Source organism: Pseudomonas morbosilactucae (genome assembly GCF_023241665.1).
Lineage (GTDB): Bacteria > Pseudomonadota > Gammaproteobacteria > Pseudomonadales > Pseudomonadaceae > Aquipseudomonas > Aquipseudomonas morbosilactucae.
Map to the genome: position 1 here is coordinate 289,924 of NZ_JALQCX010000005.1, position 22,542 is coordinate 312,465.

Consider the following 22,542-nt stretch of genomic DNA (forward strand, 5'->3'; position numbering starts at 1 on the left):
CCCGGCCTCAGCCCAGCACCAGGCTGTTCTTGATCTGCGCCCAGTGCGCGGCTTCGGTGTCGCCGAGTTTCTGCGCCTTGACGTAGCTCATGGCGAGCATCTGCCGGGTGCCGGGCAGCACCAGGGCCAGCTGGAACTGGAACACCTGCTCGCTGCCCTTGCTGAACTGGCTGCGCAGCTCCAGGCCCGGAATGTCCTGGGCCGGGCCCAGCAGCACCGGCTGCGGACCCTTGACCCGCAGTTCCTGCACTTGCTGTTCCAGCCGCTGCAACTGGCTGGCCAGGCTGCTCTCCAGGGTTTCACCGTCGCCCAACAGGCTGCGGCTGACGATCAGCGAAGTACCCAGGGCCGGGAACTTGAGGATGTTGATCGAGGCGTCCTGCAGTTCGCCGGCAGGCAGCTGGAACTGCAATTCATTGAGGCGATAGGTCATGGCATGGGCATCCGTTCATTAGCCTTTGGGGGCGGAAAAGGGCGCTTTGGCCTTGGCGCTGATGGCGCCCTGCACACCCTGGCCCTCGGTGGTGGTGTCCGGACCGCCGCCGTTGTTCAGGTGCAGCACGCCACCGGTGTTGATCTGCGCGTCGCTTGAGGCGTGGACACTGATGTTGACTCCGCACAGGTTGATCTGGCCGCTGGCATTGAGCTCCAGGATGCTGGCCCCGCACACCAGGCGCAGGCGTTCGCCGACCTCGATCACGTAGCTCTGGCCGATGCTGTCGAGCTTCTTCTCGCCCACCGTCAGCTCATCCACGTGCTGGACGATGCGCGTGCGCTTGTTGCCGATGGTCACGTACTCGTCGTGGCCAATACTCTTGACCCGGTCATTGCCCACGGAGTGGGTTTCGTTGACCTCGACCACTATGTCCTGGTTGCGCTCGGCGTGGATGTACAGCTGCTCCGCGCCTTTTTTGTCTTCCATGCGGATTTCGTTGAAGTTGGCCGGGCTCCCGCCTTTGCTGGAGCGGCTCTTCATGCCGCTCTGGGTGGCGTTGGCCGGCAGGTCGTAGGGCACGGTCTGCTCGGCGTTGTACACGCGGCCGGTGATGATCGGCCGGTCGGGGTCGCCTTCGAGGAAGCTGACGATGACTTCCTGACCGATCCGCGGGATCTGCATCGAGCCCCAGTTCTTGCCGGCCCAGGCCTGGGACACGCGAATCCAGCAGGAGCTGTTCTCGTTGGATTGGTCGTGGCGGTCCCAGTAGAAGTGCACCTTGACCCGGCCAAACTGGTCGGTCCAGATTTCCTCGCCCGCAGGACCCACCACAATCGCCGTCTGCGGCCCCTTGACGATGGGCCGGCTGGTGCTGGCCAGAGGGCGGAAGCTTTGCTGGGCGTCGATGCAGGTCAGGCTGCTTTCGAACTGCGCCGCACCGCCGCTGGAGCCGCTCTCCAGGCTCTCCTGGACCACGTAGTAGCGGGCCCCGACGATCAGGTATTCGCGGTTCTGATCCTGGCGGCTGAAGCCAGACAGGCTGAACAAGTGGCCCGCGCCGATGCCCCGGGCGTTGCCCGCCAGCTCGATGCGCTCATGCAGGCTCTGCAGGGCTTCGATGCGGGTGCGGGCGTAGTGCTCGCCGTCCTGGCTTTGCACGTAGGTGCCGGGGTAGTCGTACAGCGGGTAGTCGCCGGCGCTGTGGGGACGAGGCATGGCCGAGCGCACGTCGATCCGTGCGCTGGGGCGCTGGAAGTCGTAGTCGTTGAGTTCCAGGGAGCCGGGCTGGACTTCCTGGGCCAGGTGCCAGTCGAACAGGTGGTCGCGCTCGCGCTGCTGTTCGTCCTTGGGGTAGTAGGGCACCGAGGCGTAGCCGGGCACCGTGGTGTGGGCGCCGTAGGCGTCGGCCAGGACCAGCACGTGGCGGTCCTTTTCATGGCGGAAGAAGTAGTAGATGCCTTCCTGTTCCATCAGTCGGCTGACGAAATCGAAGCTGTTCTCCCGGTACTGCACGCAGTATTCCCACTCGCGGTAGGGGCGGCTGAGGGCGTCTTCGAAGTCCGAGAAGCCGAGGTCGCGAAACACCTGCTTGATGATCTGCGGAATGCTCAGGTTCTGGAAAATCCGGCAGTCGGAGGTGCGGCTCAGCAGCCACAGCCAGGGCCGCAGAGTGACCTGGTAACTGGCGAACTGGCCGCTGTCGATGTTCTGGCTGCAGCGCGCGACGATGCCGTGGAAGTAGCGCTGGCTGCCGTCGTCGAGCAGCACGCTGACGCCCATGGGCTTGCCCAGCAACTGGTTCAAGTCGATGGCGGCGTCGTGGGAGGTCAGCTGCAACTGGTAGTCGTACAGACGCCCCAGCTCTTCGCCGCCGCCCAGGCTCTTGAGCACCAGGACATCCGGCCCCAGGGGGCTGGTGACCTGCGCCAGTCGTGTGGATTGCTGAAATACCATCGTCAGTCTCGTTGAATGCGTAGTGTGCCTGGCCGGCCTCTTGTAGGAGCCGGCTTGCCGGCGATGGCGATCTCACGGATGCCTTCGCTGGCAAGCCAGCTCCTACGCAAGCAGGGGTGCGGGGTCAGGCCGGCTCACTGAAGTCGTAGTGCAGTTCGTTGTCGCGCTGGCTGATGCGCACCCCGGCCAGCGGCTTGCCTTCGAGCATGCGCGTGAGGAACTCACGGCTCATGTCCGGCAGCAGGCTGTTGGTGAGGATGGCGTCGATCATGCGGCCACCGCTTTCGGTTTCGCTGCAGCGGGAGACGATCAGGTCGACCACCTCGTCGTCGAAGTCGAACGCGACTTTGTGGGTGCTCTCCACGCGCTTTTTGATCCGTCCCAGTTGCAGGCGGGTGATGGCTTTGAGCATCACATCGCTGAGCGGGTAGTAAGGGATGGTCACCAGGCGCCCCAGCAGTGCCGGCGGGAAAATCTCCAGCAGCGGCTGGCGCAGGGCCTTGGCGATCTCTTCCGGCTCGGGCACGTTGTCCGGGTTCTTGCAAACGTTGGCGATCAGCTCGGTACCGGCGTTGGTGGTGAGCAGGATCAGGGTGTTCTTGAAGTCGATCACCCGGCCTTCGCCGTCTTCCATCACGCCCTTGTCGAACACCTGGAAGAAGATCTCGTGCACGTCCGGGTGGGCTTTCTCTACTTCGTCGAGCAGCACCACGCTGTAGGGTTTGCGCCGCACCGCTTCGGTGAGCACGCCGCCTTCGCCGTAGCCGACGTAACCCGGTGGCGCCCCCTTGAGGGTGGACACGGTGTGGGCTTCCTGGAACTCGCTCATGTTGATGGTGATGACGTTCTGCTCACCGCCATACATGGCTTCGGCCAGGGCCAGGGCGGTCTCGGTCTTGCCCACCCCCGAGGTGCCGGCCAGCATGAACACGCCAATCGGCTTGTTCGGGTTGTCGAGGCCGGCGCGGGAGGTCTGGATGCGCTTGGCGATCATCTGCAGGGCGTGGTCCTGGCCGATGATGCGTTTCTTCAGGTGCTGGTCGAGGTTGAGCACGGTTTCCAGTTCATTGCGGGCCATGCGCCCCACGGGAATCCCGGTCCAGTCGGCCACCACCGAGGCCACCGCCTGGTAGTCCACGGTCGGCAGGATCAACGGGGTTTCACCTTGCAGGGCGCTCAGGCGCTGTTGCAGGTCCACCAGTTTTTCCCGCAGGCCGTGGCTTTCATCACCGACGTCGCTGTCCACCAGGCCGACGTTGTCCCGCAGTTGGGCACGGGTTGCCAGGAGTTCGTCCACCAGGGTCTTTTCTTCGGCCCAGCGACCTTCCAGCTCGGCCAGGCGCTCGCGTTCTGTGGCCAACAGGCTTTCGCTGTTGACCTGGCGGTTGCCGATGGCCACGCCGATCGCCTGTTCCCGGGCGATGATCTGCAGCTCGGTTTCCAGGGCTTCGATGCGCCGACGGCTGTCGTCCACCTCGGCCGGCACGGCGTGCAAGCTGATGGCGACGCGGGCGCAGGCGGTGTCCAGCAGGCTCACGGATTTGTCCGGTAACTGGCGGGCCGGGATGTAGCGATGGGACAGCTTGACCGAAGCTTCCAGGGCTTCGTCGAGGATCTGCACCTGATGGTGCTGCTCCATGGTCGAGGCCACGCCGCGCATCATCAGCAGCGCCTTGTCTTCCGACGGTTCGGCCACTTGCACCACCTGGAAGCGGCGGGTCAGGGCCGGGTCTTTCTCGATGTGCTTCTTGTACTCGGCCCAAGTGGTGGCGGCCACGGTGCGTAAGGTGCCGCGGGCCAGGGCCGGCTTGAGCAGGTTAGCCGCATCGCCGGTACCGGCGGCGCCACCGGCACCCACCAGGGTGTGGGCTTCGTCGATAAACAGAATGATCGGCTTGGGCGAGGCCTGGACGTCTTCGATGACCTGGCGCAGGCGCTGTTCGAACTCGCCCTTCATGCTGGCGCCGGCTTGCAGCAGGCCGACATCGAGGCTGCGCAATTCCACATCCTTCAAGGCAGGCGGCACGTCGCCGGCGACGATGCGCAGGGCAAAACCTTCCACCACGGCCGTCTTGCCGACGCCGGCTTCACCGGTGAGGATCGGGTTGTTCTGGCGCCGCCGCATGAGGATGTCCACCAGTTGGCGGATCTCTTCGTCACGGCCGACGATCGGGTCGAGCTTGCCGCTGCGAGCCTGCTCGGTGAGGTCCACGGTGAAGCGCTTGAGGGCCTCCTGCTTGCCCATGGCACTGGGGGCCATGGCACCGCTGGCTTCGCCTGGAACCGCGCCGGCATTGAAGCCATCGCTGGCGCCGAGGGCGTTTTCCGGCGAGTCGCCGACGTACTCGTCAAAGCGCTCACTCAGGGCCTCGACCTTGATCTTCTCGAACTCCTTGGACAGCCCCAGCAGCGCATGGCGCAGGCTCGGGGTCTTGAGGATGCCGAGCACCAGGTAGCCGGTGCGCACCTGGCTTTCGCCGAACATCAGGCTGCCGTAGACCCAGCCGCGCTCCACCGCTTCTTCAACGTGGGACGACAGGTCGGTGATCGATGTGGAGCCCCGTGGCAGGCGGTCCAGGGCCTCGGTCAGGTCCTTGGCCAGGCGCGCCGGTTCAAGGTTGAACTGGCGGATCAGGCGGTGCAGGTCGCTGTCCTGCAATTGCAGCAACTGGTGCAGCCAGTGGGCCAGTTCCACATAGGGGTTGCCCCGCAGTTTGCAGAACACCGTGGCGGCTTCGATGGCTTTGTAGGCGACGCTGTTGAGTTTGCCGAACAGCGCTGCGCGACTGATTTCACCCATGCTCTGTGCTCCTTGAGGTGCGTGATGTGGCGGCCTGATCGGCGTAGTGCCGGGCCAGAATGAGGTCCTTGGGGTCCGCCGCGGGGCGGCCGAGCCAGGTGTTGAAACCCAGGCGCTGGCGCCCGTTGAGTTGCAGCTTGGGCACTTCGTCCTGAAGCAGGATCAGGTTCAGGTCCCAGTCCAGTTCGAAACCCAGGTATTCGGCGACCCAGGCCACCAGCTCCTTGAACTGCTGGCCGTCGGGCAGCATGCCCATGTAGGCGTCGAGGCTCAGGGGGCCGAGGCAGATGCGGAATTTGTGCTGGCGGTCCCAGACGTGGCTGCCCAGGCAGAAGTCGGCCCCCAGTTGGTGGGCGTTGACCCCCAGGCGGCTGCGCTCCGGCAGCTCCAGCCATTGGCCGACGTATTCCTCGATCTGCACCGGCAGCCCGAAGTACTCGCCGAGGATCGCCCGCAGGCCATCCGGGTAGCGGGTCTGCGCCGCCAGGTGGCCGCTGTAGTGCAACTTGGCGGTGTCCGGGATCAGCCCCTGATTGAGCAGGCTGGGCATGCCCCGGCCACTGAGGGCGGCCAGGCGCGCCGACCAGTAATCGTCGTCCGGGCGGTCGTGGCTCACCGTCGGCCGGGCCTCGGCCCAGGCCCGGTAGAACAGGCTCAACAGGCGATGGTGAAAGACATCGAGGAAGCCCTTGCTGGTGCTGTCGCCCTGGTTGCGCTGGCGCTCACGCACGTACTCGGTGAGGTGCAGCGGCAGCGGACCGTTGGGCCCGCCCAGGCCGAAGAAAAACTGCTGCAAGCGTGCAGGCGCACCGTCGACACCGGGCTCGACCGAGGCCAGGGTCGAGGGCGCGAAGGTGCAGTCGGCCTGCTGCCCGAGGCGCAGCGGGTCGTCGGCCAGGCGCAGGGAATGACCGAAGCGCGGCAGCTGGGGCGACAGGCATTCGATCCGCCGCAGCGCCTGGAAGAAGTCGTACTCCCAGGGCTCGGCGTGCATCGCCGTCAGCGTATTCAAAGGGTCGGACGGCGTCCGGGCTGGGCTTTCCATCGCATGATCTCGCCGCGTTCGGTGGTACGGATCACCGTCTCGGTAAAACTGTTGAGGGACACATAACGTGCCAGGAAGCGTTCGAACACGGCGCCGAGCAGGAACACCCCGGTGCCGCGAAACGCGTTTTCATCGAACTCCAGGGTGATCTCCAGGCCCCGGCCAAAAACGATCGGCCCGGGCATGGGCAGGCGCCGGGTCACCGCCTTGCTGCTGACCTCGCGTAGGCCTTCGATCTGCAATTGCAGGGCCGCGTCGTTGCTGTCGCCATACAGGCGCAGCAGTTCGCGCAGGGCGGCGGCGCCCTGGCCTTGCTCACTCAACGACAGGTAGTTGAGCGACAACTGGCTGATCAAGCGCCAGGCCTTGCCGTCGTGGGCGTGGCTGGGGCGCGGGCGGCTTGGCCCGGCCAGGCAGCGCACAGCCTGCACTGGGGCGCTGTCGGCCAGGGTGAAGTCGGTCTTGCCGCCGCCGACGTTCATGAACAGCGGCAGGTCGCGGTTGGTGCACAGGGCACTCACACCGAGCTGGCGCAGGTCGTGGCGATAGGGCGCTTGCTGGCTGTCCACCAGGCTGACGAAGGTTTCGCTGCCGATGTAGGTGGAGCGCGGGCCGTTGCGTCGCTGGTCGCTGGACAGCACCCGTGGCTCGCGACGCAGGCTGTAGTAGGCCTGGTCACGGCCATAGCGCGACGGGTCACGCACCGCGTAGAACGGCAGGAACGGTTGCTCCGGCCCGGTGCCGTGGCCGCTGACGGCGCACAGCGAGTGGATTTCGAAATCCATCGGTCGGGTGCGGTCGCGATCACATGGTGCTCGTTGACCCGGTCCGACAGGTGGATACGGTCCACGCGCTTGGGGAACAGGTTGATCGCCGGGGTGCAGAAGGGCACGAACTGGGCGCTGCCGACGCTGCCTTCCAGGCTTGGTTCGTGGCGCTCGAAGAGCACGATCAGCTCCAGCTCCTGGCCTTCGCAGCGGCGCACCGCACGGCCCAGCTCGGCGAACTCGACGAACAGGAAACGGTTGGGCAGGGCGAAGTATTCCTGCAACAGGCGATAGCCCTGGAAAGCCTGGGGCACCACCGGCAGCGCCGCGTCGCAGTCGTCGAAGCCCTTGGCGCGCAAGGCGTTGGCCGGCAGCCGCTCGACCCAGTCGCCCCCGGGCACCCGGGCGAACACCGCGCAGGCATTGCCCAGCAGTTGCTCGTAGAGGCGGAACGGCAGCTCGTCATTGCCATTGAGGTAGAGCGGCAACTGCTCCAGGGCCAGGCTGCTGAACGGCAACTCGGCGCCGGTGCGCAGGGTCAGGCGCAGCCCGGCCTTGGCCTTGGGCTCGCTGGCGGCCAGGCGCCCGAGCACCGCCGCCGGGTTGCCGAAGTACTCGGCATGGCTGACTTGCAGCGGCCACAGGGTGACCGCGTGGGCGCTGCGGTATTCGCAGCAGGTCTGGCTGTCGCGGCCCAGGGCGCCCGCAGGCTGGTGCCGCGGTCCAGGGTAAAACCGCTGCTCAGTGAGCCTTCATCGGGATCGGCCTGCAATTGCACCACGGTCAGCGACGGCGTCGGTGCCAGGTAGTGCGGGTAGGCGATCTCCAGCAGGTTGTGGGTGAAGGTCGGGTACTCGGCATCGAGCTTCAATTGCACCCGCGCGGTGAGGTAGGCAAAGCCTTCCAGCAGGCGCTCCACATACGGATCGGCACAGTCCATGCCCGACAGGGTCAGGCGGCTGGCGATCTTCGGGTATTCCTTGGCGAACTCCGCGGCGCTCTCGCGCACGTGGTGCAGTTCCTGGTTGTACAGCTCCAGCAGACGGGGATTCATGAGCGTCTCCGTTGCTCGGCCTGGCGCACCCGCACATGGCCCGATTCCAGGTCCAGGTCGGTTTGCAGCAGCAGGCGCAGGGGCATGGGCTGGGCCCAGAGGTCGCCTTCGATCTCGAAGCTCAAGGCGTTGTGGTTCATTTCTCCGGGCGCACTGCGGGCCCGCACGCGCAGGGTACTGCGCAAGATGCGTGGCTCGAAGGTGGCAATGGCCTGTTGGATCAGGCTTTCCAGGGCATTGATATCAATGCTCGAGGCACTGTGCCCGGCCAGGGCCGGCAGGCCGTAATTGATCACCGAAGTGCCGGCGGGGGTGTGCAACGTGGCATCGGCATCCAGCAGCGACGTGGTGTTGAGCAGCCACGCCAGGTCCCGCAGCACCGAGGCCTTGAGCTGGGTCAGGGACAGCACGCGCTTGTCGGCACTTTCCTTGAGCTGGCCGGGCTCGTCGTCGGTCAGACGGTCCAGCAAGGACGGCTGCAGGCGGTCGCGGGCGGCGATTTCAGTGATCAACGCAGCGGCCCCCCAAAAAACTGGCTGGTGCGCCATGGCAGGCACCCGCAAGGGCACAACGGTTCCGCAGCTTGATCAACAAAGGCTTGGTCATCAGTCGGGCACCGGGCGGGAGTGGAGCGAATTCGGGTCAGGGCAAACGGCCCCCGACGCAGGCGTCGGGGGCGCGATGGATCAACGCTTGGTGTTGGAGCGGATGTTCCAGCCGTATTTGATCGGGCCGCCGTCTTTGCTGCCGTCGGCTTTCTGCGGTTGGTACTCGACCATCACCTGGGCGAAGTTCAGGGTGATGTTTTCGGTCAGACGGTCATCGCTGCCCGAACCGCCGGTGCTCAGGGACGTGATCAGCACTTCTTCCAGGTCGATGATCATGTACTCGACCTGGCTTTCGCCGCCGGCCTTGCGCACGGTCAGGCGCACCTTGTCCACGTGCTTGCCGCTGGAGCAATGCATCATCAGGTTCGGCGAGGCCTTGTCCACGTACTTGGTCAGCGACAGGTCCTGGATGTTCACCTTGCCTGCGCCGCCGCCACCGCCAACGTGCATGTTGCCGGATTGGGACATGCCCCAGCTCCAGTTCAACACGTCGATTTCGTCCTTGTGGGCCTTGTCCATGGACTCGCCCTTGATGTCACCGATCTTGATGAAAATATCGACAGCCATGTGTTCTCCCTGTGTGGCCACTGCCACGGTGGTACAGATATGAATCCGTAGGAGCCGGCTTGCCGGCGATGGTCGTCAACGATAGCGCTCGCTTTCGGACCAACGATGCGCCCTTGAGTGCATCGCCGGCAGACCGGCTCCTACAGGGGGGTTAAGCGCCTTTTGCCGAAGGCAGTTTGGATACCAGGCGCAGCGACACGGTCAGCCCTTCGAGCTGGTAGTGCGGGCGCAGGAAAAATTTCGAGTTGTAGTAGCCGGGGTTGCCTTCGACTTCCTCGACCACCACTTCCGCCGCGGCCAGTGGGTGCTGGGCCTTGGTGGTTTCAGTGGAGTGGGCCGGATCACCGTCCACGTAGTTGAGGATCCAGTCCTGCAGCCAGCGTTGCATCTCGTCCTTCTCTTTGAACGAGCCGATCTTGTCGCGCACGATGCACTTCAGGTAATGGGCGAAGCGGCAGGTGGCGAATAGGTACGGCAGGCGCGCGGCCAGGTTGGCGTTGGCGGTGGCGTCCGGGTCGTCGTACTCAGCAGGCTTCTGCAGCGACTGGGCACCGATAAAGGCGGCAAAGTCGGTGTTTTTCTTGTGCAGCAGCGGCATGAAACCGTTCTTCGCCAGCTCCGCTTCACGGCGGTCGCTGATGGCGATTTCGGTCGGGCACTTCATGTCCACGCCGCCGTCATCGGTCGGGAAGGTGTGGGCGGGCAGGTTTTCCACTTCACCGCCGGACTCCACACCGCGGATGCGCGAGCACCAGCCGTAGTGTTTGAACGAACGGTTGATGTTCACCGCCATGGCGTACGCGGCGTTGGCCCAGGTGTACTTGGAGCTGTCGGCGCCGTCGGTGTTTTCTTCGAAGGCGAAGGCTTCCACCGGGTCGGTCTTGGCACCGTACGGCAGGCGCGCCAGGAAGCGCGGCATGGTCAGGCCGATGTAGCGTGCGTCTTCCGACTCACGCAGGGAGCGCCAGCCGGCGTACTCCGGGGTGGTGAAGATCTTGGTCAGGTCCCGTGGGTTGGACAATTCCTGCCACGAGCCCATGCCCATCACGGTCGGCGATGCCGCTGCAATGAACGGCGAGTGCATGGCCGCGCAGACCTTGGACAGTTCGCCCAGCAGTTCCACGTCCGGTGGTGACTGGTCGAAGTAGTAGTCGCCCACCAGGCAGCCGTACGGCTCGCCGCCGAACTGGCCGTATTCCTCTTCGTACATCTTCTTGAACAGCGGGCTCTGGTCCCAGGCCGTGCCCTTGAATTTCTTCAGGGTCTTGTGCAGCTCCGGCTTGGAGATGTTGAGCACACGGATCTTCAGCTGCTCGTCGCTTTCGGTGTTGTTCACCAGGTAGTGCAGGCCGCGCCAGGCGCTTTCCAGCTTCTGGAATTCCGGGTGATGGATCACCTGGTTGACCTGGGCGGTGAGCTTGGCGTCGATGGCGGCGATGATCGATTCGATCGATTTGATCGCATCGTTGGACACCAGGTCGGTCTGCGCCAGGGCCTGTTCGGCCAGGGTGCGAACCGCGGTCTCCACGGCTTCGCGAGCGCGCTCGGTCTTGGGTTTGAATTCCTGCAGCAGCAGGGAGGCGAACTCGCTGGCTTGCTCGGTGGCGGCCGGTTGGCCCTGATTGTCACGCATCAATTCGGTCATGATCGTTGGTCCTGATTTACGCGTTGGGCTCGGAGTCCACAGGCTTTGGCGCACTCGCCAGGGCCTGGAGCAACGCCGGATCCTTGATGGCTTTCATGATGATTTCTTCAGCGCCGGTCTTGCCGTCCATGTAGGTCAGCAGGTTGGCCAGCTGAGTGCGGGCTTCCAGCAACTGGTTCAACGAATCGACCTTGCGGGCCACGGCCGCCGGGCTGAAGTCGTCCATGCTTTCGAAGGTGATGTCCAGGCTCAGGTTGCCTTCGCCGGTCAGTTCATTGGGCACGTGGAACGCCACCCGCGGCTGCATGGCCTTGAGGCGCGAGTCGAAGTTGTCGACGTCGATTTCCAGGAACTTGCGGTCGGCAACGGCGGCCAGTGGCTCGGCCGGTTTGCCCGCCAAGTCAGCCATCACACCCATGACGAAGGGCAGCTGGACCTTCTTCTCGGCGCCGTAGAGTTCCACGTCGTACTCGATCTGCACCCGGGGCGCGCGGTTGCGCGCGATGAACTTCTGAGAACTTTGCTTCGCCACGTTGTGCTCCTGGTCGCTGCTGCGACGGTGTTGGCGTCATCGGTGGTTGCCGTTAACGGGGCTGCGGGCGCCTTGGGGGCTTATTCGCCTTCCGGGCCACGCAGGTTTTCAAATTGGGACATGCCGTCGGGAATCAGATTGCGCACGATGGCCGCGAAGTCGGCGTTGACCAGATTCTTGGCCCGGTTCAACAGCATCGGCAGCGGGCTGGACGGCTCGTGGCGCTGGTAGTACGCGAGGATCCGGTCGAGGCTGCGCAGCACATCGTCGCGGCTGTTGATCTCGCCGGAGACGCGCGGCGCCGCACTGGCCACTGGCTGGGCCGGGTCGTTGTCGGGGGCCTGTTCGGCGACGTCCGCCTCAACGCTGTCGGCACCTTGCGGGGCGTGTTGCCCGAGCACTTGCAGGGCCAGCTTGAGCGGCTGCTTGAGGGCCGAAAGGTCCACGCCACTGGCGCTGCCCACGTGTTCGCTGACGTATTGCTCGATGGCCTCGCAGGACGCGCGCGCGCTGCGCAAGGCGTTGCGTACCAGCTCCAGCTGTTCGGCGTCGCTGTCTTGCAGGGCGCCGGCCAGGTGCTCGGCACTCAGGCTTTCGCCGTTGAAATGCTGCAAGCCGCTGGCGTTGAACGCCGCACGCAGGCTGACCGGCCCGAAGGCCCGGGAGCGGGTGAGGATGCTTTCACGCAGCAGGCCGACGGTGGTGTCGCAGGTCAAACCGGCCAGGGCATTGATGCGCACCGTGGGGTCGTTGTCGTCATCGGCGTCCAGGCGCGGGTGCAACTCGGGCCAGTAGGTGGCGAGCAGTTGTTCGATCAGTTGCAGGCTGTCGGCAAGCCCCGGCAGGCCATCGAGGGCCAGGGTGCTTTGCAGAAGAAAATGGGTGATGCGCAGGTCTTTGCTGCGGGCCAGCAGGTCCAGGCTTTGCTGGCGTATGCTGCGCCAGTCCGGCGGTTCGGCAGGCAGGATCGAGTCGCCCATGCTGCGCTCGGGCTGGCCTTGGGCGGCCCGCTCCAAGTGCAGAAAGTTCGCGTCATATTCCAGGTCTTCGCCACAGGGCGAAGTCGCGGAAACGGCGGCGAGCAACAGGGGCACATCCACTTGATTTGATCTCCGTATCAGCCCGCTGAACAGTCGGGTAACTAAGGCTTAGTTCTTTGTGAACCAGGTCACATTTCTTGGTTTATATAGACTCATTGATGTTAGTGAGCCATCATCCGTGTACAAGAAGTTGTGCATTTTTGGTGTAGTAGTTGGGGCTTGTCAAGGTAAGCTATTCACTCTTCGTGACACTGAGATGTCGCCAATAAACTTCTTTGACTATCAAGTCAGTTTTGCTGGTCGAAAAACAGTTTTTGTCATCTGGGGCCTTTAGAATGGGGCTTTCAGGCGGATAGAGACGCTGTTTTGAGGCTTTTTTGTGGTTTTTTTTCAAGCGTGACGGAACTTTTTTCCTAGCGGCGGTTCGCAGGCGAAGTACAGCAAGGAGGCGCGATGTCGCTGTGTCTGACTATCACTAGTTATCACAAGATTACCCCCGGCCAATGCCCCGAGAAAGTAATGGATCGGGGTGTGATGGCAATTGGCCGCAGCGCGGATAATGATTGGGTACTTCCAGATCCAGAGCGCTTAGTTTCCGCGCTACATTGCGTTATTCAATATAAAGAAGGCCGCTACTACTTAACCGATAACAGCACTAATGGTGTGGAGTTGGTCAAGGCCGGTGTGCGTCTGCGCCGGGGTAACAGCGAGCCGCTGGCCGATGGCGAAGTGATCCGCATCGGCGAGTACGAGATCAGTGCGCGCATCGATTTCGATCTTGGCGTGGGCGGTACCCAGGGGTTTGCCGAGAACAGTTCCAACAGTTTTGACGCCTTGATGGGGCGTCAGGCGCACGATCCGGCGCCGACTCCAGTCATTGCCCCGGCGCTGATTGCCCACTTCCAGGGCGGCTCGTCCATGGCCACCATGCCCGACCTGTTCGACTTCCTGACGCCCAGCGCCACGCCACCGGCCACCCAGGCCGATCATGTGCCGGCCGAACAGCATGATTTCCGTCCGCCAACGCCAACGCCAACGCCAACGCCCACTCCGGCGCCGGTCGTCGCACCCGCGGCGGTGAGTGGCGCGCCGATGATCCCCGCAGACTGGGATCTGTTTGCCGATACGCCGGCGCCTGCCGCCGACCCCTGGGCGGACATTGCAGTTGCAGCCCTGCCGTTTGCACAGCCCGCCGTTGCCAGCGCACCGATTGCGCCGCCGCCACAACCCCTGCCACTTGACGTCCCTGTTGCGGCAACCTCGCCCCTGGTTTCGCCTGCACCTGCACCTGCACCTGCACCTGCACCTGCACCTGCACCTGCACCTGCACCTGCACCTGCACCTGTGGCGCCGGCAGCGCCCGCGACAGCCCCGCAAGCCGACCTGCTGCAGGCCTTTTTGCGCGGCGCCGGCATTGATCACTTGCGCATCGACCGGGAGCAGGCCGAGGCGCAGATGGAAAACCTCGGTCGCAGCTACCGCTTGATGGTTGAGGGCCTGATCGATGTGTTGCGCGCCCGCAGCAGCCTCAAGGGCGAGTTCCGCATGCAGCAGACCATGATTCGCCCGGTGGAGAACAACCCGCTGAAGTTCGCCCCCAATGTGGATGAAGCCATGTTGCTGATGCTGCGGCGCAGCAACCAGGCATTCATGGCGCCGGACCTGGCGGTGCAGGACAGTTTCGATGACCTGCGGGCTCACCAGCTGGCGGTCATGGCCGGGGTGGAAGCGGCCATCAAGCATCTGTTGCAGCGCTTCGAACCGGCCGAGCTGGAAACCCGCATGGGCAAGCCCGGCGGCTTGAGCAACCTGTTCAGTGGTTCGCGCCAGGCTCAGTACTGGCAGCAATTCACTGCGCTCTACAGCCAGATTTCCCGCGAGGCCCAGGACGACTTCCAGGACCTGTTCGGGCGTGAATTCAGTCGTGCCTATGAAGAGCACACCCACCGGCTGCGGCGTTCCTGAGCGGGCCCGGATCACCTTGTAAACACCGAAACACGGACAGCTGATACGTCATTGAGGACGCAGGATGATTCAACGATTGCTGACATTGGCCGCCATGCTCCTGCTGGCCGCCTGTGCCAAGGATGCGCCGCCCAGCGTGGCCGAGGCGGCCAAGGCGGCGGACACCGCCAGCCTGGTCCTGCGCTTTCAGGCCGAGGCCGGGCTCAACCCCGGTCCTGGCGGTGAGCCTGCGCCGGTGCGGGTGCGCATCTTCGAATTGAAGAACCCGGCGCTGTTCCTGCGCTCCGACTATTTCGCCCTGGCCGAACGCGCCCCGGCGACCCTGGGTGCCGACCTGATCGATCAGGACGAGGTGCTGATCCAGCCCGGTGACCAACTGAGCCTGGAACGCACCCTGGACCCGGCTACCCGTCACCTCGGCCTGTTGGTGGGCTACCGCGAAATCGACCAGGCGCAGTGGCGCACCGTGGTCAACGTGCCGTCGCGCCAGCACAGCGAGTACTTGATCAGCCTCGACGCGCGCGCAGTGCGCAGTGCGGTCGCGGCGTCCCCATCCAGCCCTGCCCAATAGGCAAACGGAGCAACCATGTCCTGGAACAATCGCGTGGTCTGGTCGGAAGGCATGTTCATTGGAACCCAGCACTTCCAACAGCATGACCGTTACCTGGAAAACCTCATTGATGCCCGCAGCCGTCCGCTGAGCGTGGGCGCCTGGGGCTTCTCCGAGCTGCAGCTGGACCAGGGGCTGCTGGCTCAGGGCAAGCTGGCCATTGTTTCGGCCCGTGGCCTGTTGCCCGATGGCACGCCGTTCAACATTCCCCATGACGATCTGGCGCCGAGCCCGCTGAACATCGACGACGGCCTGCGCGACGGCCTGGTGTACCTGGCCTTGCCGCTCAAACGGGCCGGTGCCCGCGACACCGTGGATGAAGGTGAAGAACTGGGCGGGGCGCGCTACCTGAGCCAGGTTCGCGAAGTCCGCGATGACAACGCTCCGTTCGAGAACCGCGCGCCCGTGGCCGTGGGCTCCCGGGCCTTGCGTCTGTTGACCGCCGGCGATGGCTTGAGCGACTACGCCGCCATCGGCCTGGTGCGGGTCAAGGAAAAACGCGCTGACCGTGCCCTGATCCTCGATGACAGTTACATCCCGCCGGTGCTCGACGTGGCCGCGGCCAAACCCCTGGCGGCGTTCCGCAGCGAGTTGCTGGGCCTGTTGCACCAACGCGGCGAAGCCCTGGCCGGGCGCGTGGTGGCGTCGGGTGCGGGCGGTGCTTCGGAAATTGCCGACTTCATGCTGTTGCAACTGGTCAACCGCGCCCAGCCGCTGATCAGCCACCTGAGCCAGCTCAGCCCATTGCACCCGGAGCGGCTGTACAGCGAGCTGGTGAGCCTGGCCGGTGAGTTCGCGACCTTTTCCAACAGTGCCCGGCGTCCGGCGGAATACCCGCCGTACCTGCACGACGAACTGGCACCGAGCTTTGCCCCGGTGATGCAGGCCTTGCGTGAAGCCCTGTCGATGCTGATCGACAGCAAGGCGATCCCGATCCCGATTGTCGAGAAAGCCTACGGCGTGCACGTGGCCATGCTGGCCGACAAGACCCTGATCGACAGCGCCAGCTTCATCCTGGTGGTGCGTGCCGATGTGCCCGGCGAAACCCTGCGCGGGCGCTTCGCCCAGCAAAGCAAGGTGGGTTCGGTGGAGCACATCCGCGACCTGGTCAACCTGCAACTGCCGGGCATTGGCCTGTTGCCGCTGCCGGTGGCGCCACGGCAACTGCCGTACCACGCCGGCTCGACGTACTACGAACTGGACCGGGGCAGCGAGCACTGGAAACAGCTGATTCATTCCGGCGGTTTCGCGTTCCATGTCGCGGGTGAATTCCCGGGGTTGAACCTGGCCTTCTGGGCCATCCGAGGATAAGTCGCGATGCATCCCTTCGACGATTCGAACGGTCAGCCCCCGGCCAATGACCGCACCCAATTCATGCCCCGTCCCGGTGGCCGTGCCCCGGAAGCCGGGCGCCCGGCACCTGCCCCGGCGTTGGCGATGCCGGCCGCGCCGCTGTCCACCGGCCAGGCCCAGGGCCTCAACCCCCTGGAGAGCGCCGCCGGGCCGTTGCTGGCGTTGCTGACCCGGCTGCGCAACACCATTGCCCACCCGGCCCCGGCCAGCCTGCGGGCCCAGTTGCTGGGCTACCTGCGCCAGTTCGAAGAGCGTGCCGAGGCCGCGGGCGTGGTGCGCAACGACGTGCTGCTGGCCCGTTACGCGCTGTGCACCGCCCTCGATGAGGCGGTATTGAGTACGCCTTGGGGCAGCACCAGCGACTGGGGCAAGCAGAGCCTGCTGATCACCGTGCACAACGAAGCCTGGGGCGGCGAGAAGGTTTTCCAGCTGCTGGAGCACTGCCTGCAAAGCCCACGGGAGCGCCTGTACCTGCTGGAACTGTTGTACCTGTGCATGTGCCTGGGTTTTGAAGGCCGCTACCGGGTGATGAATGACGGTCGCAGCCAGTTGGAAGCCTTGCGTGAACGCACTGCGGCGGCGATTCGCAGCGCCCGCGGCGAACACGAGCGTGAGCTGTCGCCCCATTGGCGCGGCGTCACCGTGGCCCGCGACCGGCTGGCGCAATTCATGCCGCCCTGGATCGCCGTGGCCATCGGCGTCGCGCTGCTTCTGGCGTTGCTGTTCGGCCTGCGCCTGAAGCTGGCGGCGGATGCCGAGCCGGTGTTCAAGAACATCCATGCCCTGGGGGAAATCCCGGTGCAGACCATCGACCGCCAAGTGGCCCAGCCCAAGCTGGTGGAACGTCCGCGCCTGGCGGGTTTCCTGGCCGACGAAATCCGCGCCGGGCGCGTGGCGGTAGAAGATGCCGTCGACCGCTCAGTGGTGACCATCCGTGGCGACGAACTGTTCGCCTCGGCCAGCGCCAGCATTGTCGATGACTACCAGCCGCTGATGCTGCGCATCGCCGACGCCATCCGCAAGGTCAAGGGCGAGGTGCGGGTGACCGGTCACAGCGACAATCGGCCGATCGCCACCTTGCGCTTCCCGTCCAACTGGAAGCTGTCCCAGGCCCGCGCCGAGTCGGTGTTGCAGATCCTGGCCGCGAAGACCGGGCAGCCCGAGCGCTTCAGCGCCGAAGGCCGCAGCGACACCGAGCCGCTGGCATCCAATGCCACCGCCGAAGGGCGGGCGCGTAATCGTCGGGTAGAAATCACCGTATTGGCGGAGGGCGTCGAGTGAAGGCGTTGTTGAGTTTTGTGGTCCGCTGGGTGATCCCCTTGCTGGGCCTGATCGCCCTGAGCCTGATCATCTGGTTCATCGGGCCGCTGCTGGAATTCCTGGTGCCGGAAGGCCGGCGCTGGGCGTTGATCGTCTTCATCTTCGCGGTGTGGATTGCCTACCGGGTGTTTCGCATCATTCAGGCCCGGCGCCATGCGGCCAAGGTCTTGCAAAGCCTGGCCGCCGACACCCCGCCGGACCCGGACAGCGTGGCCACTGCCGAAGAGTTGGCGACCTTGCGCCAGCGTATGGACGAAGCCCTGGCGCTGTTGAAGAAGGCCAAGCTCGGCGGCGACGAACGTCGCAATCTGTATGAGCTGCCGTGGTACGTGATCATCGGCCCGCCGGGCTCGGGCAAGACCACCGCGCTGGTCAACTCCGGGCTGCACTTTCCCCTGGCGGCCCAGTTGGGTGCCGGTGCGGTGCGTGGCGTGGGCGGCACCCGCAACTGTGATTGGTGGTTCACCGACCAGGCAGTGCTGCTCGACACCGCTGGCCGCTACACCACCCAAGACAGTCACGCCACGGTGGACAAGGCGGCCTGGCTGGGCTTTCTCGACCTGCTGAAAAACCAGCGTTCGCGGCGGCCCATCGACGGCGCCTTCGTCGCCATCAGCTTGTCCGACCTGCTGCTGGGCAGCGATGCCGAGCGTGCAGCCCACGCGGCGGCGATCCGCCTGCGCATCCAGGAGCTGTACACCCAGTTGGGGGTGCGGTTTCCGATTTACCTGATGCTCACCAAACTGGACTTGGTGCCGGGCTTCATGGAGTTCTTCGACGCCCTGAGCAAGGAAGAGCGGGCCCAGGTTTGGGGCATGACCTTTGCCCTGGACGACGGCAAGAGCGACGAGAGCCCCCTGGCCCAGTTGCAAAGCGAATTCGCCGGCCTGGAGCAGCGCCTCAATGAGCGGCTGGTGGAGCGCCTGCAACAGGAGCGCGACCCGGTGCGGCGCGACCTGATCTACGGTTTCCCGCAGCAGTTCGCGGCGCTCAAGGAAAGCCTGCAACACTTCCTCGACGGCGTGTTCAAGCCCAATGCCTTTGAAGAGCGGGTGCTGCTGCGCGGCGTCTACTTCACCAGTGGCACCCAGGAAGGCAGCCCGATCGACCGACTGATCGGCGCCATGGCCCAGAGCATGAACCTGGACCGCCAGCACCTGGCTCGCCAGACCGGCACCGGGCGCAGTTACTTCATCGAAAAACTCTTCAGCGCCGTGGCCTTTGCCGAACGCGGGCTGGTGGGCGTCAACCCCAAGGTCGAGCGACGCCGCAAGTGGATCGCCCGTGGCGTGCTGGCGGCCACCGTGGCCGTGGTGCTGGTGGTCGGGACCCTGTGGTTTGTCAGTTACCGGGCCAACCAGGCTTATATCGCCCAGGTGGATCAGCGGGTCGCGCCTTTGGGCGCCACGGTGCAGAACCTCAGCCCGGCCCAGCGCGATGTGCTGGCGGTGCTGCCCCTGCTCAACGCCACTCGTCATCTGGCCGGTGATGCGCCGGGCTGGGCCGAAGGCCTGGGCCTGTACCAGGGCGACATGCTCGAAGCCGAATCCGCCAGCGTCTATCGCAAGCTGCTGGTGGCGGTGTTCGCGCCTCGGCTGATGACCCGCATCGAGGAACAACTGCACGGCGGCGGCAATTCGGACTTCCTCTACGAGGGGCTCAAGGCCTACCTGATGCTGGCGGACAGCGAGCACTACGACCCGGACTTCATCAAGGCCTGGATCACCCTGGACTGGGACCGCACGCTGGCCCGCGACCTGCCGCCCGACCAGCGCCAGGCCCTGGCCGGGCACCTGCAAGCCTTGTTCGAGAAGCACCCGCCCAATGCGCGCCTGGACCAGCAGTTGATCGACGACCTGCGTCGCCAGTTGCAACAGCTGCCTGTGGCGCAGCGGGTGTATGACCGGGTCAAGCGCGCCAAGCTGCCGGCCGGCGTAGCGGATTTCCGCCTCAGCGAGGCCGGCGGTCGCGATGCGGCGCTGGTGTTAACCCGCAAGAGCGGCAAGCCGTTGAGCGAACCCCTGAGCGGCCTGTTCACCGCCAAGGGCTACCGCGAAGGTTTCCTCCTGGCCAGCCTGGACCAGGCCGGCACCCTGGCGGAAGAGCAGTGGGTATTGGGGCGCGATCAGGCGGATCAGCAGAACGTCGCCAGCCTGGCGGCGGATGTGCGCCGCCTGTACTTCCAGGACTACGTGCGCCAGTGGGATGCGCTGTTGGCGGACATCGACTTTGTGCCGATCACCAGCGTGGCCCAGGCGGCGGATGTGCTGCGGATTCTGTCCGGGCCCAGTTCGCCCTTGAAAAAACTCTTGGTGGCGGTGGCCAAGGAAACCGACCTGCAACAGGAAGAGCGCCTGCTCGCGGCCCAGGGCCAGAAGGTTGATGGCGGCGTGGACCAGCTCAAGCAACGCCTGGGTTCCCTGCTGGGTCAGGAGCAGGCGGCCAATCCGTCTGCTGCAGCGCCCACCGACGACCCGGTCAGCGCGCACTTTGCCGACCTCAATAGCCTGGTGAGCAAAGGCGAGGGCGAGCCGGCGGCCATCGATGGCCTGCTGGCCGACATGAATGCCCTGTATGCCCAAGTCAGCGCCATGGTCGGTGCCAGCGGCGATGCCTTGCTGGGTGAAGCCAAGAACCAGGCCAGTGCGGCGGCGGCCCGGGTCAGCCTGACCGCCGAGCGCCAACCGCCGCTGGTCCAGGGGCTGGTCAAGTCGGTGGTCAATTCCACCACCAACACCATGATGGGCGGGGTGCGCAACCAACTGAACGCGGCCTGGATCAGCGAGGTGGTCAACGTCTATCGCCAGTCTCTGAGCGGCCGTTACCCGATGTCGCCGGGCAGTGCCCGGGACGCGACCCTGGATGACTTCGGCCAGTTCTTCGGGGTTGGCGGGGTGATGGACAACTACTTCCGCAAATACCTGCAGCCTTACGTCAACACCTCGACGACCACCTGGAGCTGGCAGCCGGGCGCCGCACAGAAGCTGGGGATCTCGCCGGGGGTGCTGCAAACCTTCCAGCGCGCAGCGAATATCCGCGACGCGTTCTTCCGTTCCGGCGGTACCCAACCCACGGTGCGCTTTGAGCTGAAGCCAGTGGCCATGGACGCCAGCATCACCCAGTTCCTGCTTGATCTGGACGGCCAGCAACTGAGCTACGACCACGGCCCGAGCCGCCCGGTGGCCATGCAATGGCCGAACCCGGGGAGCATCGGTGTGGTGCGCCTGTCGATCATGCCGCCTTCGGCCAGCGGGCGTTCCGGAGTGACCCTGGACGGCCCCTGGGCCTGGTTCCGCTTGTTGGAGCAATCGGACCTGACCGCGGGCAACTCGCCGGACCGTTTCAACCTGCGGCTGCGGGTGGACGGGGCGAGCATTTCCTATGAGCTGCGTGCCAACAGCGCCTTCAACCCGTTCAAGAGCCGGGTGCTCAGCGGCTTCAGCCTGCCGGAGCGGTTATGACCGGCCTGGGCCTGTACGGCAAGTTGGCCAGCCGTGGCGACTTTGTCAGCCGGGGCCTGCCCCAGAGCTTTATCGGCCCTTGGGACAGCTGGTTGGCCGCCGGCTTGCTGGCCAGCCAGACCGCCTTGGGCAGCCAGTGGCTGAATGCGTACCTGGTCAGCCCGTTGTGGCGCTTCGCCCTGGCTGCCGGGGTCTGTGGGCCGCAGGCGGTGGTGGGTGTGGTGATGCCGAGCATCGACCGGGTCGGGCGCTATTTCCCCCTGACCATTGCCGCGCTGCTGGATCAAGACAGCGACCTGGCGTCCCTGGTGAGTGGCCCCGATCACTGGTTTGAACGGGTCGAGGAGTTGCTGTTGGCGACCCTGGACGACACGGCCAGCTTCGAGGCCCTGGAAAGTGGTTTGCAGGCCCTGGGCGCACCCATGCCCAAGCCGCGTGTGCCCGGCAGCCGTTTTGCCGGCTTGCGCCAGTTTGCCGTGAATGATCCCGAGGCCCGTGGCGCGGTGCTCGCCGAGTGGGCGTGCGAGGGATCGAGTTTCTGGTGGGGGCGCGGTTCGCCGCAAATCAGCCCGATGCTCCTGGGTTGCCAGGGGCTGCCACCGGCCAATGATTTCGCTCAGTTTTTGCTCGGACAAGAAGGTGCCGTCTAAATGAGTTCTGCGCCGCAATTGTCCTACCAGTCCGCCAGCTGCAGCCATGTCGGCATGGTGCGGAAAATCAACGAAGACGCCTTCCTCGAAGTCCCGGAATCCGGGCTTTGGGTGGTGGCCGACGGCATGGGCGGGCACGCCGCTGGGGATTACGTCAGCAGCCTGATCGTCGACAGCCTGCGGCAGATTGCCGAGGGTGCGAGCCTGGAAGACTATGTCGCCGCGCTGCGCAACGGCCTGGCCCGGGTGAACGCCGCGGTGCGCGAGGAAACCGCCAATCGTGGCGTGACCATGATGGGCAGCACCGTGGTCCTGCTGGCGGTACGCGGCGACCGTGGGGCGTGCCTGTGGGCCGGTGACAGCCGCCTGTATCGCCTGCGTGACGGCGAGCTGGAAGCCCTGTCCCGGGACCACAGCTACGTCCAGGACTTGCAAGACAGCGGCCTGCTCAGCGAGGCCGAGGCGCGGGTGCACCCACGGGCCAACATCGTCACCCGAGCGGTGGGTGTACAGGACCATCTGGAACTGTCCCAGGTCGACCTGCAGGTGCGGGCCGGCGACAGTTTCCTGCTGTGCAGCGATGGCCTGAACAAGACCGCCGAAGACCGTGAGCTGCGCGATGTGCTGTGCCACAGCGAGCCCAATGACGTGGTGCGCAGCCTGATCCACCTGGGCCTGACCCGGGGCGCCCCGGACAACATCACCGCCATCGTCGTCAAAGCCGCAGGACATTGAG

At 65.1% G+C, this 22,542-nt stretch carries 16 protein-coding genes and 1 pseudogene; 7 read left to right on the forward strand and 10 right to left on the reverse strand.

From position 1 onward, the window contains the following. Positions 1-7 precede the first annotated feature (7 nt). The 10 genes and pseudogenes from M1B35_RS03305 to tssA form a co-directional block, all read right to left on the reverse strand. Positions 8-433 (reverse strand): DcrB-related protein, encoded by a 426-nt coding sequence (locus tag M1B35_RS03305; protein WP_123327869.1) that lies wholly within the window; start codon positions 431-433, stop codon positions 8-10. Positions 434-451: 18 nt separating this feature from the next. Further along, entirely contained in the window at positions 452-2,389 is a 1,938-nt protein-coding gene (locus tag M1B35_RS03310; protein ID WP_268261204.1) for a type VI secretion system Vgr family protein, read from the reverse strand. 124 nt (positions 2,390-2,513) lie between these two features. After that, positions 2,514-5,189 (reverse strand): type VI secretion system ATPase TssH, encoded by a 2,676-nt coding sequence (gene tssH, locus M1B35_RS03315; RefSeq protein ID WP_268261205.1) that lies wholly within the window; start codon positions 5,187-5,189, stop codon positions 2,514-2,516. Further along, positions 5,182-6,234, reverse strand: a complete 1,053-nt coding sequence (gene tssG / locus M1B35_RS03320; protein WP_268261206.1) for a type VI secretion system baseplate subunit TssG — start codon at positions 6,232-6,234, stop codon at positions 5,182-5,184. The genes tssH and tssG overlap by 8 nt, the downstream gene beginning before the upstream one ends. Then, positions 6,198-8,055: pseudogene (gene tssF, locus M1B35_RS03325) on the reverse strand (type VI secretion system baseplate subunit TssF). Before tssF ends, tssG begins: the two are co-directional and overlap by 37 nt. After that, a complete protein-coding gene (gene tssE, locus M1B35_RS03330) occupies positions 8,052-8,567 on the reverse strand; it encodes a type VI secretion system baseplate subunit TssE (RefSeq protein WP_268261219.1) in 516 nt (171 codons plus the stop codon). The pseudogene tssF and the gene tssE overlap by 4 nt, the downstream one beginning before the upstream one ends. A gap of 174 nt (positions 8,568-8,741) precedes the next feature. Then, positions 8,742-9,230: an Hcp family type VI secretion system effector gene (locus M1B35_RS03335; protein ID WP_123327864.1), complete on the reverse strand. Its 489-nt coding sequence runs from the start codon at positions 9,228-9,230 to the stop codon at positions 8,742-8,744. Between the two features lie 151 nt (positions 9,231-9,381). Then, a complete protein-coding gene (tssC, locus tag M1B35_RS03340; protein WP_123327863.1) occupies positions 9,382-10,875 on the reverse strand; it encodes a type VI secretion system contractile sheath large subunit in 1,494 nt (497 codons plus the stop codon). Positions 10,876-10,891: 16 nt separating this feature from the next. Beyond that, positions 10,892-11,407, reverse strand: a complete 516-nt coding sequence (tssB, locus tag M1B35_RS03345) for a type VI secretion system contractile sheath small subunit (RefSeq protein WP_025130792.1) — start codon at positions 11,405-11,407, stop codon at positions 10,892-10,894. 80 nt (positions 11,408-11,487) lie between these two features. Then, positions 11,488-12,507 (reverse strand): type VI secretion system protein TssA, encoded by a 1,020-nt coding sequence (gene tssA, locus M1B35_RS03350; RefSeq protein WP_123327861.1) that lies wholly within the window; start codon positions 12,505-12,507, stop codon positions 11,488-11,490. A gap of 393 nt (positions 12,508-12,900) precedes the next feature. Between tssA and tagH the strand changes: the two genes are divergently transcribed. From tagH to M1B35_RS03385, 7 genes are all read left to right on the forward strand, one after another. Further along, entirely contained in the window at positions 12,901-14,412 is a 1,512-nt protein-coding gene (gene tagH / locus M1B35_RS03355) for a type VI secretion system-associated FHA domain protein TagH (RefSeq protein WP_268261207.1), read from the forward strand. 64 nt (positions 14,413-14,476) lie between these two features. Beyond that, complete coding sequence (gene tssJ, locus M1B35_RS03360; RefSeq protein ID WP_268261208.1) at positions 14,477-14,983, forward strand: type VI secretion system lipoprotein TssJ; 507 nt, start codon at positions 14,477-14,479, stop codon at positions 14,981-14,983. A 15-nt stretch (positions 14,984-14,998) separates the two neighbouring features. Further along, positions 14,999-16,333, forward strand: a complete 1,335-nt coding sequence (gene tssK / locus M1B35_RS03365; protein WP_123327858.1) for a type VI secretion system baseplate subunit TssK — start codon at positions 14,999-15,001, stop codon at positions 16,331-16,333. Positions 16,334-16,339: 6 nt separating this feature from the next. Continuing rightward, complete coding sequence (locus tag M1B35_RS03370; protein ID WP_123327857.1) at positions 16,340-17,656, forward strand: DotU family type VI secretion system protein; 1,317 nt, start codon at positions 16,340-16,342, stop codon at positions 17,654-17,656. Next, entirely contained in the window at positions 17,653-21,156 is a 3,504-nt protein-coding gene (tssM, locus tag M1B35_RS03375; protein ID WP_268261209.1) for a type VI secretion system membrane subunit TssM, read from the forward strand. The genes M1B35_RS03370 and tssM overlap by 4 nt, the downstream gene beginning before the upstream one ends. Beyond that, positions 21,153-21,806, forward strand: coding sequence for a type VI secretion system-associated protein TagF (gene tagF, locus M1B35_RS03380; RefSeq protein WP_123327855.1), 654 nt, complete (start codon positions 21,153-21,155; stop codon positions 21,804-21,806). The genes tssM and tagF overlap by 4 nt, the downstream gene beginning before the upstream one ends. After that, positions 21,807-22,541, forward strand: coding sequence for a PP2C family protein-serine/threonine phosphatase (locus tag M1B35_RS03385; protein WP_123327854.1), 735 nt, complete (start codon positions 21,807-21,809; stop codon positions 22,539-22,541). Position 22,542 lies beyond the last annotated feature (1 nt).